12 protein-coding genes are annotated in these 14,517 nt (G+C 51.8%); 7 read left to right on the forward strand and 5 right to left on the reverse strand.

Annotation, left to right across the window (positions count from 1 at the left end):
• Nucleotides 1-376: 376 nt before the first annotated feature.
• From AC1DUA_RS03620 to AC1DUA_RS03635, 4 genes are all read right to left on the reverse strand, one after another.
• Nucleotides 377-571: a hypothetical protein gene (locus tag AC1DUA_RS03620; RefSeq protein ID WP_477498425.1), complete on the reverse strand. Its 195-nt coding sequence runs from the start codon at nt 569-571 to the stop codon at nt 377-379.
• 118 nt (nt 572-689) lie between these two features.
• Nucleotides 690-2,471 (reverse strand): ABC transporter ATP-binding protein, encoded by a 1,782-nt coding sequence (locus AC1DUA_RS03625; RefSeq protein WP_477498426.1) that lies wholly within the window; start codon nt 2,469-2,471, stop codon nt 690-692.
• Nucleotides 2,464-4,227: an ABC transporter ATP-binding protein gene (locus AC1DUA_RS03630; protein WP_477498427.1), complete on the reverse strand. Its 1,764-nt coding sequence runs from the start codon at nt 4,225-4,227 to the stop codon at nt 2,464-2,466. Before AC1DUA_RS03630 ends, AC1DUA_RS03625 begins: the two co-directional genes overlap by 8 nt.
• 33 nt (nt 4,228-4,260) lie before the next feature.
• Nucleotides 4,261-4,707 carry a MarR family winged helix-turn-helix transcriptional regulator gene (locus AC1DUA_RS03635; protein WP_477498428.1) on the reverse strand — a complete coding sequence of 149 codons (447 nt, stop codon included), beginning with the start codon at nt 4,705-4,707 and terminating at the stop codon, nt 4,261-4,263.
• A 366-nt stretch (nt 4,708-5,073) separates the two neighbouring features.
• On the opposite strand from AC1DUA_RS03635, the gene AC1DUA_RS03640 reads away from it, so the two are divergent.
• The 6 genes from AC1DUA_RS03640 to AC1DUA_RS03665 all read left to right on the forward strand — a co-directional run bounded on the left by AC1DUA_RS03640 (nt 5,074) and on the right by AC1DUA_RS03665 (nt 12,662).
• Nucleotides 5,074-5,436 carry a Na-translocating system protein MpsC family protein gene (locus tag AC1DUA_RS03640; protein WP_127456818.1) on the forward strand — a complete coding sequence of 121 codons (363 nt, stop codon included), beginning with the start codon at nt 5,074-5,076 and terminating at the stop codon, nt 5,434-5,436.
• 525 nt (nt 5,437-5,961) lie between these two features.
• Nucleotides 5,962-8,319 carry an FdhF/YdeP family oxidoreductase gene (locus tag AC1DUA_RS03645; RefSeq protein ID WP_477498429.1) on the forward strand — a complete coding sequence of 786 codons (2,358 nt, stop codon included), beginning with the start codon at nt 5,962-5,964 and terminating at the stop codon, nt 8,317-8,319.
• 5 nt (nt 8,320-8,324) lie between these two features.
• Nucleotides 8,325-9,179 carry a formate dehydrogenase accessory sulfurtransferase FdhD gene (gene fdhD, locus AC1DUA_RS03650; protein WP_477498430.1) on the forward strand — a complete coding sequence of 285 codons (855 nt, stop codon included), beginning with the start codon at nt 8,325-8,327 and terminating at the stop codon, nt 9,177-9,179.
• A gap of 95 nt (nt 9,180-9,274) precedes the next feature.
• Complete coding sequence (locus AC1DUA_RS03655) at nt 9,275-11,785, forward strand: S1C family serine protease (protein ID WP_477498431.1); 2,511 nt, start codon at nt 9,275-9,277, stop codon at nt 11,783-11,785.
• Nucleotides 11,786-11,875: 90 nt separating this feature from the next.
• Nucleotides 11,876-12,340 (forward strand): VanZ family protein, encoded by a 465-nt coding sequence (locus AC1DUA_RS03660; protein ID WP_477498432.1) that lies wholly within the window; start codon nt 11,876-11,878, stop codon nt 12,338-12,340.
• Between the two features lie 67 nt (nt 12,341-12,407).
• On the forward strand, nt 12,408-12,662 hold the full coding sequence (locus AC1DUA_RS03665; RefSeq protein WP_477498433.1) for a hypothetical protein: 255 nt from the start codon (nt 12,408-12,410) through the stop codon (nt 12,660-12,662).
• 667 nt (nt 12,663-13,329) lie between these two features.
• Here AC1DUA_RS03665 and AC1DUA_RS03670 read toward each other — a convergent pair.
• Nucleotides 13,330-14,109 carry a pirin family protein gene (locus tag AC1DUA_RS03670; protein ID WP_477498434.1) on the reverse strand — a complete coding sequence of 260 codons (780 nt, stop codon included), beginning with the start codon at nt 14,107-14,109 and terminating at the stop codon, nt 13,330-13,332.
• 163 nt (nt 14,110-14,272) lie between these two features.
• Between AC1DUA_RS03670 and AC1DUA_RS03675 the strand changes: the two genes are divergently transcribed.
• On the forward strand, nt 14,273-14,517 hold a 245-nt coding region (locus tag AC1DUA_RS03675; protein WP_477498435.1), incomplete at its 3' end, for a BlaI/MecI/CopY family transcriptional regulator.

Genomic DNA, 14,517 nt, shown 5'->3' on the forward strand with positions numbered 1-14,517 from the left:
CGACCACATAGCGCGGAATAACGGTAGATTTTCCATCTATTGCTGCTAACGCGCCTAAATGGAGCGCAACCTGGAACACAACTTGGAACGGGGCATCTGAGTAGATAGGTTACTTGTAATTAACGCCGATTACTCCTGTTACTTTCGGGTGCTGATCGACTATTTCGCATTTAGCTCCAGTTTCTGCTGTTAATATCTGCGCATCGAGCAGATATCGAGTAGCTACCGCTGATTTAGAAGGAGTTTCCACCGTTAATCTGCTTCCTGCGACCACATAGCGCGGAATAACGGTAGATTTTCCATCTACTGCTGCTAACGCGCCTAAATGGAGCGCAACCTGGAACACAACTTGGAACGGGGCATCTGAGTAGATAGGTTACTTGTAATTAACGCCGATTACTGCTGCTACTTTCTGCTGTTGATCGACTATTTTGCATTTAGCTCCAGTTTCTGTTGTTAATATCTGCACATCGAGCAGATTTCGGGTAGCTACCGCTGATTTAGATGTAGTTTCCACCGTTAATCTGCCTTCCTGCGACCAAACAGCGCGGAATAACGGTAGATTTTCCATCTATTGCTGCTGAATGAACCGCCTGCAATGAGGATCCCTTGAGAACTGGGCACAGGAGCAGGCGGCCCTTACCGTAAAACACGTAAAAAGCCTTCCCATTAGGAAGGCTTTTTACCTATCAAAGCGAGCTAACCTGACTGAATTGGTTCGCATACAATTCATAATAATGCCCGCGGAGCGCAAGCAGCTCTTCATGCGTGCCCCGTTCCACGATCTCGCCGCCGTGGATGACGAGAATCGCACTCGCTTCGCGAATCGTGCTAAGCCTGTGGGCGATCACGAAGCTCGTGCGCCCCTTCATCAGAACGCCCATCGCCTGCTGAATGTGCAGCTCGGTGCGCGTGTCGACGGAGCTCGTCGCCTCGTCGAGCACCAGGATCGCGGGGTCGGCGAGAATCGCCCGCGCGATAGTGAGCAGCTGCCGCTGGCCCTGACTCAGGTTGCCGCCTCCGGCGGTCAACATGGCGTCATAGCCGTTAGGCAGCTTGCGAATGAACCCGTCCGCGTTGGCAAGCCTCGCGGCGGTTTCCACTTCTTCGTCCGTCGCGTCCAGACGGCCGAAGCGGATATTTTCTCGGATCGTATCCGAGAAAAGGTACACATCCTGCAGCACGATGCCAAGGTGGCTGCGCAGACTGTCTTTGTCGAGGCTGCGAATATCGCGGCCATCGATGGTGATGGAGCCTTCGCCGACATCGTAGAAGCGGGTCAGCAGGTTGATGATCGTCGTTTTGCCGGCGCCYGTCGGGCCAACCAAGGCGATTAAATCGCCGGGCTCCGCGGCGAATGTGACATCGTTCAGCGTAGGCACATCGTCAGTGTAGCGGAAGGAGACATTTTGAAAGACGACCTCGCCCTTAACCTCCGTTAGCTCTACAGCATTCCCCACAGGATCGTATTCCGTCTCGCGATCCATCACTTCAAACACACGCTCCGCTCCCGCGATACCGGACTGAATCATATTATATTGATTCGCGAGATCGTTGATGGGGCGGCTGAACTGCCTGGAATAGTTGAGGAAACTGATAATAACGCCAACCATCGTCCAACCTTTGAGCACCATCCAGCCGCCAATGGCAGCCAGCATGATGAAGCTGAAATGATTGATCATATTCATGCTAGGCCCCATCATGCCCGAGAGCTGCTGAGCGCCAGTACCAGCAGAACGTAGCTGCTTGTTAATCGTATCGAGCTGGCGGACTGTCGCGGCTTCACGGCGAAACGTTTTGACGACCTTTTGCCCAGAAATGCTTTCCTCGATTAGGCCATTGAGCTCGCCGAGCCGCTGCTGCTGCTCTTTGAATAGACGCTGGGTATGCCTCGTAATCTGCTTCGTTGTGAATAGAACGACTGGAACCGTAATCAAGGTGATGAGAGTAAGCCAAATATTCAAAGTAATCATCATAATAAAAGAGCCGGCAATCATAACGATACTTGTAATGATCTGCGTCAAATTCTGACTGAGCGTGGTTGCTACGTTATCGACGTCATTCGTCGTGCGGCTCATAAGTTCACCATGAGAGGTCTTGTCAAAATAACTAATCGGCAGCTTGTGCAGGTGGCGAAACAGATCCTGCCTCATTTCCCACACCGTCCGCTGAGAGACTCCCGCCATGACATACGATTGAATCCATGTAGCCGCTCCGCTGAACAAATAACAGCCAAGCAAAAGGAGGCAGAGTCCAAGCAGTCCGCTGCTGTCCCGCGGTACGATGTAATCATCGATTGCAACGCCTATCAAATAAGGTCCGAGCAGCGCAAGGCCGCTGCCGAGGATGGTAAGGATAATAACAGTGAGCAAGCCAGTGCGTTGATGCTGGAGATAACCCCACATCCGCAGGAGGGTTGCACCGATATGTTTGGCGCGCGGCTTGCGTGGCGGTGTCTGCTTTTTAGCCATGAAGGGCAGTCTCCTTTCCTTGCTGCGAGCGGAAAATGTCTTGATAGATAGCGCTTGTCGCAAGCAGCTCCTCATGAGTTCCACGTGCGGCGATGCGTCCCTCATCCAGAATAAGAATTTGATCGGCGTGCAGCACCGATGAGACGCGCTGCGCAATAATGATCCGCGTGCTGCCAGCCATCAACTGCTGCAGGGAACGCTGGATGCGTTTCTCCGTGCCAAGATCGATGGCACTGGTGCTGTCATCCAGTACAAGTAGCGGGGAGCGCAGGAGCAGGGCTCGGGCAATCGCTATGCGTTGTTTTTGACCGCCGGACAGATTGACACCGCGCTGTCCCAGCTTCGCCTCGTATCCCTCAGGCAGCCGGCGAATGAAGCTATCCGCTTCCGCTGCCTTGGCGGCTTCCTCGATCTCGGCCTCAGTGGCCCCTGGCCTGCCGAAAAGAAGGTTCTCACGAATCGAACCGCTGAACAAGATAGACTGTTGCAGTACGAATCCGATCTGACCGCGCAGCTGTTCGACGGGCATTTCCTTAATATCAACGCCGCCTAGAAGAATGCGGCCATTTGTTGTGTCATAGAGCCGTGGAATCAAGCTGACGAGCGTGGACTTGCCGGAGCCGGTCGCCCCAAGAATGCCTATCGTTTGGCCAGGCAGCGCTTTGAAAGAGATGCCCTCAAGGACAGGCTGGTCAGGAGCTGAATCATACACGAAGGAGACATTCTCAAATTCCAACTCACAGCCTAGATTAGGTGAATTCTTCTCCCTATGTACTTCAGCTTCAATCCGCTCCTGCACGGGTTCATTCATATCCGGTTCGGTATCCAATACCTCGCGGATTCGCTCGCCAGAAACTTGGGCGCGGGAAATATTCATGAGCGTATTGCTAATTGAAACCAGCGAAAAGAGCACTTGCGTGATATAGATGATAAAAGCAGCCAAATCACCAATTGCCATAGAGCCGCTCCAGGTCTGTCCGCCGCCGAACCATAGGACTGCCACAATGCTTATGTTCAAAATCAATGTCATCAGCGGTCCGCTTGTAGCCAGAGCTCGGGCAGAGCTGAGACTTGCGTCCAGTAGGGCAGTATTTGCTTTGCCGAAGCGGGTTCGCTCGAAAGCGGCACGAACGAAAGCTTTGATCACCCGAATGCCTGAGGTGCTTTCCTGCATAACGGTGTTAACGCGATCGAGCCTCGCCTGCATTAGCCGAAAAAGTGGTGTAGAGCGTTTCATTAGCACATATAAAATAAGAAATTGAATCGGGACGACGGCCAGTAAAATTAAAGAAAGCCGTGGCGAAATAACAATCGCCATAATGATGCTGCCAATAAGCAGCGAAGTCTCGCGCACAAATTGACGGAGTAAAATTTGCAGGATGTTCAGCATTTGCATCACATCGCCGGTCAAACGAGTAATCAGCGATCCAGTTGAAAAAGTATCCAACTGCCGGAACGAGAAGGACTGCACCTTCTCAAATACGCTGAGCCGTAGGTCAGCACCGAAATTCTGTGCAGCTTTCACTGTAAAGAACGTACAGCCCACTCCACCGATAAGGCCGACGAAGGCAACGCCCAACATGTGCAGGCCGGTTGACCAAACCAGCGCGAGATTACCCTCGGCAACGCCGTGATTCACAATTATCGCCATGAGGCGGGGCTGAGCTAGATCCATGCAGACCTCCATCACCATCAGCAAGGGGGCAAGCAGGGTGATCAGCCAGTAAGGTTTAACAAATGATCGTAGTTTCCACATCGCAAGAAGTCCTTTCTTTTGTTTGGTGGCTAACTAATTTCCTTCCTCTTTCGGACGCAGATTCTCCTGCATTTGCAGCAAAAGACGCCGAAATAAGAGGATTTCCTCGGGCAGAAAATGCGAAAAGGTCAATTCATCCGTCGCCTTAATGGCTTCCTTGACATGGACGGTGACTTCCCTGCCTTTATCGGTTAAATAAACGCGTGTAACTCGCTGATCCGTTGGGTCAGGCCGGCGTTCTACAAGGCCTGTTTTCTCCATGCGGTCCACCATAACCGTTAGTGTTGCGGGCTTATTGTGAATGCGCTCGGCAAGCTCGCGCTGACTGATTCCGTCTTCAGCGGACAAGGCAAGGAGCAGAGGTGGTTGACCGGGATAAACGTCATACGGATGAATGATTTGATCGATCGTACGGCGGTGCATTTTCAGCAAATGAGACATCATATGTGTGAGAGATTCGGGATTAGGGTGACGCGACAACGGATATCCTCCTTTTTGTTAGGTGACTAATTAATATCTTAGATACGTATCTCGATCCTGTCAATACACGATTTCACTTCATCGTTCCTTGTAAAATGCTCTTTGCACGGCTCCACGCTTTTCAGGTATTGTATAGATAACGGATAAAGGAGAGTGGAAGGAATGACCGCTGCTATTATTTTGGGCGTAATTGCCCTTGTTATCATACTTGGAGCAACGTTCTGGGTAACGCGGAAGGCGTACTCCCGCAGATGGGATGAAGAGGAGCACGATTGAGGGAGAGCGGCGCGTGCGCGTGTCCTCCCACTAGTCAGGTATGCGCTTTCTTGCTATGATTGAAGCAGCAAACATAAAGGTGGCTGGCCGATGAACCGAATGGAGGCCGAATTCAGTAACCTGGTCAAGGCTTATCGCAAAAGGCATATGGGCAAAGGGCCGGAGCGCGTGACGACGACTTTTTGCAAGTGCTGGGCGATCTGCGAAATGGCTGGAAACTTATCACCAGTGGAGAAGTTTATGGCGAAGACGGGCGATGGCAGACAAATGCTCCGCACGGCTCGCACGGAAATGGTCAAAGAGATGTATCGTGATCATCCCCCTGTGGAGATGGAAGAGCTGCTTGGCGCGAAATTCGTCCAACTGTTCGTTGACATCGACATTGAGCAGGACTTGGGGATGTCGGTATTCGTTTTTGATCAGGATTTGGAGAAAAAGTTTGGAGGGAAGTAGGCTGTGGTTGTCATGGGGAGCTTTGTCTGGCCGCCGACCGCCGACCGCAGACCGCAAATACCAAAGCTGTACAATCATGTAAAAAGTGCATCAAAACATCGCAATTTTGCGATTTTGAGAGTGAATCGTGTATTTTGTACAGCAAAATTACGGACTATAGCCCCAAATAGAGCTTCATCCCCAATTTTGCTGTACTTTTTGCAGGATTCAATGTAAGTAATACGTTGTCAGCATGAATTTGCTGTACTTTATGCAGTTTGGGAGCGTGACTTCCATACATGGGCACCGCCAAACGCCCGCCAATGCAGACTCAAACACAAAGGCAAACATGCCTCCTAAGGCAAAATTAGCTAAGAATGACATTTACATAATATAGGTGCTTGGCACTTGGTAGCGAACCTGCCGGAGACTAACCACTGTAGAACATCGCTTGTGACTTTCTTGAAAAGGAGGCTTGCAGGGCGTGTTTTGCGGTGGTTTTTTGCATCATACCAATCCAATAACGCGATAAAGGAGCTGTTCCAAATGGGAAAAACGAAGCACACCGGGCCAATCAAGCTGCCCGCAAAACCCGATCCGAAGCTATGGGTCAGTAAAGTGCCGTTCGGGCTAGGTAAAGTAAAGCCGCAGCATATTCGGGAAACAGCCAAAATCGCCTGGCAGAATCGCGATAATCTCCCCTATGCCTATCGGATATTGACGCAAGGGGTATGCGATGGCTGCGCACTAGGCGTGTCGGGGCTGTACGACCAGACGCTGGCGGGACCGCACCTCTGCACGACACGGCTGAACGTGCTTCGGCTGAATACGATGCCGGCGATTCGCGAGGAGCTGCTCCATGCCGACATCGACGAGCTGAGCCGCATGAGCAGCACGGAGCTAAGGCAGCTCGGGCGTATTCCCTACCCGCTCATACGCCGGCATGGGGAGCGGAAATTCAGCCGCGCCACCTGGGATGAGGCGCTGGACACCATCGCGGCGAAGGCACGGGCGATTGACCCGAAGGGGATGGCTTTTTATCTGACGGCCAGGGGAATCACGAACGAGTCATATTATGCGGCAGCCAAGGTGGCGAGGCTCCTTGGCACGAACAACATCGACAATGCGTCGCGCATTTGTCACTCGCCGTCGAAGACGGCCTTGAAGCGCTCCGTCGGCGTCGGTGCTTCGACTTGTAATTACAAGGACTGGATCGGGACGGATGTCCTTGTGTTCTGGGGCAGTGTGGCCGCGAACAATCAGCCGGTCTCGACGAAGTATATGTATGCGGCCAAACGCAAAGGGACGAAAATCATTGTCATTAACCCGTACTACGAGCCCTCCATGGAGCAGTACTGGATCCCTTCCATTCCCGAATCCGCGTTATTCGGGACCAAACTCGCCGACGATGTGTACCAAGTGAACATCGGCGGAGACATTGCCTTCATGAACGGCGTCATGAAGGTCTGGTTCGAGATGGAGGAGGCCGTGCCCGGCTCCGCCATCGACCATGCGTTCGTGCAGGCGCACACGAACGGCTACGAGCAGCTGCGCGCTCACGCGGCGCAGCAGGACTGGACGACGCTGGAGCAGTCGTCCGGACTTACCCGCGAACGCATGCGCGAGTTCGCTGAACTGCTGGCGCGTGCCGCCTCCGCGGTATTCGTGTGGAGCATGGGGCTCACACAGCACCGTTTCGGCACGGACAACATCTCGCAGGTGGCGAATCTCGCCCTCCTGCGAGGATTCCTCGGCCGCAAGCACTGTGGGCTGATGCCCATCCGCGGCCACAGCGGCGTGCAAGGCTCCGGCGAAATGGGCGCGGACCCCTTCTCCTTGCCCGGCGGTGACATGAGCAGCGCCGCCGACCGCAAGCGCATCGAGCAGCTCTGGGGCTTCGCGCTGCCAGGCTGGCAGGGTGACATCGTCGGTGTCACCCTGGAGAACGCGCTCCTGCCTGAGGAGCAGGAGCGGAAGCTCCGGTTGTTTTACACGTCCGGAGGCAACTTCCTGGAGACGATGCCTGACCCGGCATTCGTCCGCGAAGCCCTAACTGCGGTCGATGTCCGTGTTCACCAGGACATCATCCTCAATACCTCCACGCTGCTGGATGCGCGGGAGGCTGTGGTGGTGCTGCCCGCGATGACGCGCTACGAGCAGCCTGGGGGAGGCACATCCACCTCGACGGAGCGGATGGTGTACTTCTCGCCCGAGATCGCCGGCCCGCGGATCGGCGAAGCTCGCGCGGAGTGGGAGATCTACGCCGATCTGGCCCGCCGTGTGAAGCCCGAGGCAGCCGCGCAGCATCTCGGCTGTGGCAGCGCCGCCGCCATTCGCGAGGAGATCGCTCTGACGGCGCCGAGCTACAACGGCATTCAGCACCTGCATGGGCGCGGTGATGTGTTTCAATACGGCGGCGCGTGGCTGTGCGAGGACGGCGTCTGTCCGACGCCGGATGGCCGCGGCGCGCTGCTGCCGATCGAGCTTCCACAGCTGCGGAAGCCGGAGGGGCACTTTGCCGTGACGACGCGGCGCGGCAAGCAGTTCAACTCGATGATCTACAGCGACATCGATCCGTTCAATGATGCGGATCGCTACGATGTGCTGATCCATCCCGGGGATGCGGCTCCCCTTGCGCTAAGCGAAGGGGAGGCGATTGTAGTCTACAACCGGTTCGGCAGCATGCACGGCCGGGTCAAATTTGCCGAGATCAAAACCGGTAATATTGAAGTCCACTGGCCAGAGGGGAACAGCTTGATCCCGAAAGGTGTTTACGAGCCACATGCCGGCATCCCGGAATACAATACAGCGGTTATCGTGGAGAAGGCAGAAACATACCATGCCCACAAAGACACGCGATACGTCGAGAAACGGATTGAAGAGCTGGAGATTGAAGCGGGGTGAAGACGATGGATAACGAACAGGATCAGGTTGAGTCTGCGTCTGTTAACCCTGCTGGGTCTGCAGAATCCGGGCTGCCTTCAACGACAACTTGGAACATTTACCGCTATAACGGCAAGGAGATTCTCCCTCAAGAGGACACGATCGCGACAGAGGCGCCGTTAACAATCAAGGTGGATGGCGAAGAGTTCGCAACCCTTGTGTACACACCAACGGATGCGGTTGATTTGGTTACTGGCTTTCTTGCTTCTGAGGGACTCATTCGATTCGTTGATCAGATCGAGTCCCTGACGTTGGAGGAGGACCGCGGCTTCGCATATGTGAAGTTGCGGCATCTGCACCAGCTAAGTCAGCAGATGGTGTCCAAACGGTTCATCGGCTCCTGCTGCGGCAAAAGCCGCCAGTTTTATTTTCACAACGACGCCCGCACGGCCAAAACCGTTCGCACGGGACTGCAGATTACCGTTCAGCAGTGTTTTCACCTTATGAATCTGATGCAGGAGCAGTCGGCGGATTTTCGAGCTACTGGCGGGCTGCACAATGCAGCCCTGTGCACAGCGGATGAGCTTCTTTTGAGCAGGTCAGATATCGGTCGGCATAATGCCCTGGATAAAATATACGGTCACTTGCTCAGGCAGCGAATATCCGTTCGGGATAAGGTGATTGCCTTTAGCGGGAGGGTCTCTTCTGAGGTTGCTCTCAAGGCTGCCAAAATCGGGGTAGGTATTTTGCTGTCGAAATCTGCCCCAACCGACTTGGCGCTTAGATTAGCGCACGACCTAGGGATTACGGTCGTTGGTTTCATCCGAAGGGACCAATTAACGGTCTACACCCATCCACAGCGCATAACAGAATGTCGATAAAGCCCTATTTATGTGGGAAAATTTGTATTGTCTCTCTATCACAAATATGCTAGATTCTAGCTACTGTCATATTTTGTTAAGAGAGGAAGACCGTCATGGGGAATTGGAATACAGTTGCTAAAAAAGGGGCAACAGCGTTGCTGGCAGCCTTCTTGCTTGTCTCCCTGCAGGGGCCGTCGCCTTCCTATGCAGCCGAAATAAATGCTGAGGTTCCTAAGGTTATCGAAAAAGCATCACCGTCGGTTGTTGCGATTATCGGCAAACCATCCTACGATTCAGATAAAACACTAGAGAAAAATCGGTTTAACCTTGCACACGGTACAGGCGTGATCGTCGAGTCGAGTGGCGTCATCGTGACGAACGCGCATGTGGTCAAAGATATGAAAAATATCGTTGTTGTTACATCAGACGGGACGACGTATAACGGACATGCAACGAATATCGATGAGGAGAGCGACTTGGCGTTGGTCAAAATCGATGCCACGGGCCTAACGCCTGCGACTTTCGCTTCTTCCTCTGACATTAAAGTGGGGGAGACCGTCGCGGCTATTGGGACGCCGATTTCTTTCGCTTTGCGAAATTCCGTTACGGTAGGGATTGTCAGCGGGCTTGACCGCTCGGTTAGCTCGCAATATCAGCTCATCCAAACGGATGCGGCGATCAATCCTGGCAACAGCGGGGGCGCGTTGATTAACATGAAAGGTGAGGTTATCGGTATTAATACGATGAAATATGCCGATTTCGGGGTTGAAAATCTCGGCTTTGCCATTCCGGTGGACACCGTCAAGTATGTGTTGAAGCATTTTCAATTGTATGGGAAAGTGAAACGCCCTTATTTGGGGCTGGAGCTCGAAGAAAGCTGGGAAGCCGTCGTTGGTTTGCCAAGTTCTACGGGCCTTCGGGTTGCTTACGTCGACCCTGATTCACCAGCGGCTGYGGCTGGTATTGAGCAGGATGATCTGGTTGTTTCCATTGGTGCGAACAAGGTGAAGACACTGGTCGACTACAATGAGGCGATTAAGAAGTATTTGCCGGATGAGAAAGTAGATATCACCTTTCAATCCGAGGGTGCKACCGTAACGAAGTCTGTCACACTAGGCGAAGTGGTCCATCCCGAAACGAAGTGGAAGGAAGACACAGAAGGATCTGACTTGGACGCGGACCGCGGTAAAACCAAGATCGGCGATAGTCATTTCGGATGGTCGATGAAATACCCGGCAGGCTTAGTAAAGGGGCATCAGTCCGAAGAGGGCGACGCCGTTAGCTTCATGGATGCCAAAGGGGAGTTCTCCCTGTCCATCCAAGTTGATAATGAGAGCGAAGAGTTATCTCCGTCGGCGCTTTTGAACAAATTGACGGGCAATGAAGAGGATGACTATGACGATGTGACTCCATCCACCATTCTGGAGCGTCAATATGTGAAGCGAGAAGGCAGTCCGTTTGCCAAAATTGTAGGCCGCTCCGGGGACGACGGTTATATTCAAACCCGCGGTTATCTTCACGAGGGACGCCTATACAAAGTACAATTGTTTGTAATGAAAGATCACTATAACAACGATTTTAAACAAAATAGCTATAATGATTTGCTTGATTCCTTTAAGCTTTCCTTCAATGCACAGGATGAATCGCTCAAGGATATCTCGATTTATTCTAGCGGCAATACCACTTATACGAATGAATATGGTTTATCCTTTGCACTGCCCTCCAGCTGGCAGAAAAGCAGTTATACCGGAAGTTCATCCTTTTTTAATGCTGATTACTCACAATCCCTTCAGGTTCATGTGACTTCGGCTTCTTCCGGCGACACACTAGCCGCGGTGGCTGATCGTGAGCGTAAGCAGCTTGAAGCGCAGTATGTGCAGAAATACCGTAAGATCACCGACCCTGAGGATCTTACTCTGGCTGGCGTTCCGGCTTTAAAGACCGTTCATGCAGAAACATTCGGGAACAAATGGACTGCGGGGTATACCCTCTTTTTCATTAAGGATAAATATAAGTATGAGGTCGAAGTCAGCTATCCGCAGGATGAGGAGGGGGCTGAGCTGGGTGATCTCTTGCACACCTTGACTTCCACGATCGAAGTGGACAAAAACAACATGGATCAGGAGCTGGGCTTCATTCAAGATCTGGACGAACTGATCGATCCGAATCGTACCATTACCTATAAAAACGAGAAATATAAATACACGCTGCAAATTCCAGAAATGTGGACAAGCAGCAAGTCATATGACAACAAAGATCAGGTGAGCAAGTCCTTCCTCTTTACTGGAGGCTACTTGACGATCGATGCAGACACCAAAACTTCTTATGAAGATGTGGTAAAAGAAGCAGACGCCGCGCAGAAGAAGAGTCACGATAGCGATAGCGAATATGCCTATACCGACGAGGAAACGACTGTGCTTGGCGGCGTGAAGGCGAAGAAATACGAAGTTAATTATGTAAGTGCCAAAGTTCCTTATAAAGAAACAACGTACATTTTCAGTCAAAATCAGATTTCCTATACCGTTACACTGCGCATGGACGAAGCCGTTCGAACGGAGGCTAATGAGGCTCGGTTGAATAAAGCTTTTGCCTCTCTCAAATTTTTGGATGCGGTGAACAAATAGCGCTGCGAAAGCAACAGCGAATTTATGACCCTCTCATCAGTGGTGACTGAAGGGAGGGTTTTTTATTGGCAGAGGAGGGGGGCGGTGATCATGAGGAGAAGGCTTGTCCGGCCGCTCATATGGCTGCTTTTTATCGGTTACACGGGCTGTTTGCTATATTGGATGTTTTTGGGTTTTGGGAGGAGCACGGGTCATTTCGACTATAACTACAATATAGTTCCTTTTAAAACCATTGGGATGTACATCCTGTATGCCAATATGTTTCCGATGCGGACGTGGGTGATCAACTTATTTGGGAATGTAGGTGTCTTCATGCCGTATGGGTTCATCCTGCCATATTTGTTTAAAGCCGCGAGGCGGTACAGGGTGTTTCTACTGCTTTTTGGTTTCCCGCTGATAGGCTTGGAACTGCTGCAGATGCTGCTCAGAGTGGGGAGCTTGGATGTGGATGACTTGATTTTGAACGTATTAGGGGCGAGTCTGGCTTATGGCATATTCGTGGGTTTCGTAAGACGAAATGCTTCAGATCAGGTTGAAATGAAATATAGGGTATAAAATGAGACCAATTGCCTCAATATAGCCCATGTAACAATTTCAAATTTGAGGAGGCTCATGTTAAGCGATGACCAAGACCGATTCAAGTCTACAGTCACAGAACCCGATTTCTTCAGCACAAAATTCAGCCGATAATGTCCATCAAGCGGTGAATCATGCTATGTCCCATCCGACACCTCAAACGCTGCAAGAGGCCCGGAATGCTATTGGCAAAGCCGAGAACTCACTGGATCAGGCTACAGATCAATCCGACGCGCCGGCCGTTCAGCAAGCTGCTGAATCGCTCAGCGAGGACGAGGCTAGGCTTCAATCATTGGAGTAAATATAGAGGGGCTATCCCGTAAGTGGTTCAACTACTTGGGGGTTAGCTCCTTTGTTTTTCGCGGTGCGGGAGTCTTGCGTGAGCGAGGTTAGTGGAAACTGGAACCAGGCAGGGTCGGCGGGCGGCGGCGGAACTACAGGGCGCTATTTCGGATAAATGGACGGTTTTTGAGATTAAGCGGATCTATAGGACCTTATTTACCCTGAAAAGCCCATATTTGACGGCGAATGGGTAAAATAGCGGACTGTAGTTCACTTCGACTAGCCGATGAGGCGGTTATTCGAAGAATAAGGGATCATAGTTCCCATTCAGTTGAATATCGCCAAGTTGTACCGGCCGCACCCCAGCTACTCCAATGCCCCCAGCACCCCCAGCACCCCCAGCCACCCCAGCTACTCCAGCTGCTCTCCAGCTACATCGGCGATCCAAGCCACCCAAACCATACCAGCACCCTCAGCGACACCAGCGCTACCAGTAACTTCGAGCAGCACCAGCGACCCCAGCAACTTAAGCTACTCTAACGACCCCAGCAACTCCAAGCAACCCCAGCCTCTCAACTCACCCCAGCCACCCCCCACCAAGCAAAAGGCCACCCTACGGATCATCCCTGATCCTCTCAGATAGCCCCTCGATATCAACTCTGATTCCTCAGACCCAGATTCCCATCTTATTTATGGTACAACGCATACCCCGGATCTTCCGGCACTTCAATGGCGATGATGCGCAGACCTTGCTCGCTATCCGCCTTCAATAGCAGAGTCTCGACCGCATGTTTATCATTTTGGACAACGACGAAATCCTTGTGGGATAAGGGTTGAGGTCCATTGCCATCCGCGGCGGCTTCACTGCTGCCCTGTCCTCGAATAACGAGAAAAGCAAGTTGACGCTTCGGATCGAGCGAGTACGTGAACGATGCCCCTGGCTCGAGGCTCCAATCGAACATGTTGGCATCTGTATCCAGGTGAACCGGAGCATCTCCACCAATGACGTTTTTCACAGTTACCCCATCGTGCTTCACGACCGAGAATTGCTCATGTTGATATTGATTGTAGGTGGCAGGTTTTTTCACTGATTGACTTAGATGAGGCTCGAACCAGATTTGCATGGCTTCAGAACCAACGGTGCGGAATGCTTCTGCGTGAGAGACACCGGACCCTGCCTGAATGACTTGAGCGCCGCCGTCCGTAACAGTCTCCAAGGAGCCAAGAGAATCGCGGTGTTCCACGAGTCCTTCGATTACATAAGTGACAATTTCGAACGCTTTATGTGGGTGCATTCCGATCTCTGAAACATCGGTAGATTTACCCCAAGCCCAGTAAAATAGGGGGCCTACACGATCTACAGCTGTTTTCTCTCTTGGAAAGCTGATCGCACGCTGCTCGATAAATTTGCCGCCGTCAAATGCGCCAACGCCTTGTTGATCAGCCGAAAATACTTGTGTATGCATAGGAATCGCTCCTTCGCTTTAAAATATTTAATTACTTACTATATGTAAGTATTATAGATCTTTTTTAACATTATGTAAAGCGATATCCTCTCTCTTTGGCAGCAAATCTTGACTTCTCTGCACAAGTCCTACTACAATTTGTAGTGTAAGGAGTGTGTCTATCATGAAAATGCAAAATTTTAAATATGAAGGAAGCGGGCTTAACCGTTTTTTCGGTCCCTTAGAAGCCAAAATCATGGAGATTCTCTGGAACAGCGCCGAAGAAATGACAATCAAGGACGTCCAACAGAAGCTCGATAAGGAGGCTAAAGCGATCAACTTMAACACCGTCATGACTGTGATGAACCGCTTGGTGGACAAAGGTATTTTGCAGAAAAAAGCAGTTGCCCGTTCGTACCAGTACAAGCC

The organism is Paenibacillus sp. 01T422, assembly GCF_056398785.1.

Bases quoted from the DNA above. Each gene is read 5' to 3' on its own strand.
- AC1DUA_RS03640 (WP_127456818.1), top strand. From the start codon at position 5,074: ATGAACCGAATGGAGGCCGAATTCAGTAACCTGGTCAAGGCTTATCGC.
- AC1DUA_RS03645 (WP_477498429.1), top strand. From the start codon at position 5,962: ATGGGAAAAACGAAGCACACCGGGCCAATCAAGCTGCCCGCAAAACCC.
- fdhD (WP_477498430.1), top strand. From the start codon at position 8,325: ATGGATAACGAACAGGATCAGGTTGAGTCTGCGTCTGTTAACCCTGCT.
- AC1DUA_RS03670 (WP_477498434.1), bottom strand. From the start codon at position 14,109: ATGCATACACAAGTATTTTCGGCTGATCAACAAGGCGTTGGCGCATTT.
- AC1DUA_RS03660 (WP_477498432.1), top strand. From the start codon at position 11,876: ATGAGGAGAAGGCTTGTCCGGCCGCTCATATGGCTGCTTTTTATCGGT.
- AC1DUA_RS03620 (WP_477498425.1), bottom strand. From the start codon at position 571: ATGGAAAATCTACCGTTATTCCGCGCTGTTTGGTCGCAGGAAGGCAGA.
- AC1DUA_RS03630 (WP_477498427.1), bottom strand. From the start codon at position 4,227: ATGTGGAAACTACGATCATTTGTTAAACCTTACTGGCTGATCACCCTG.
- AC1DUA_RS03665 (WP_477498433.1), top strand. From the start codon at position 12,408: ATGACCAAGACCGATTCAAGTCTACAGTCACAGAACCCGATTTCTTCA.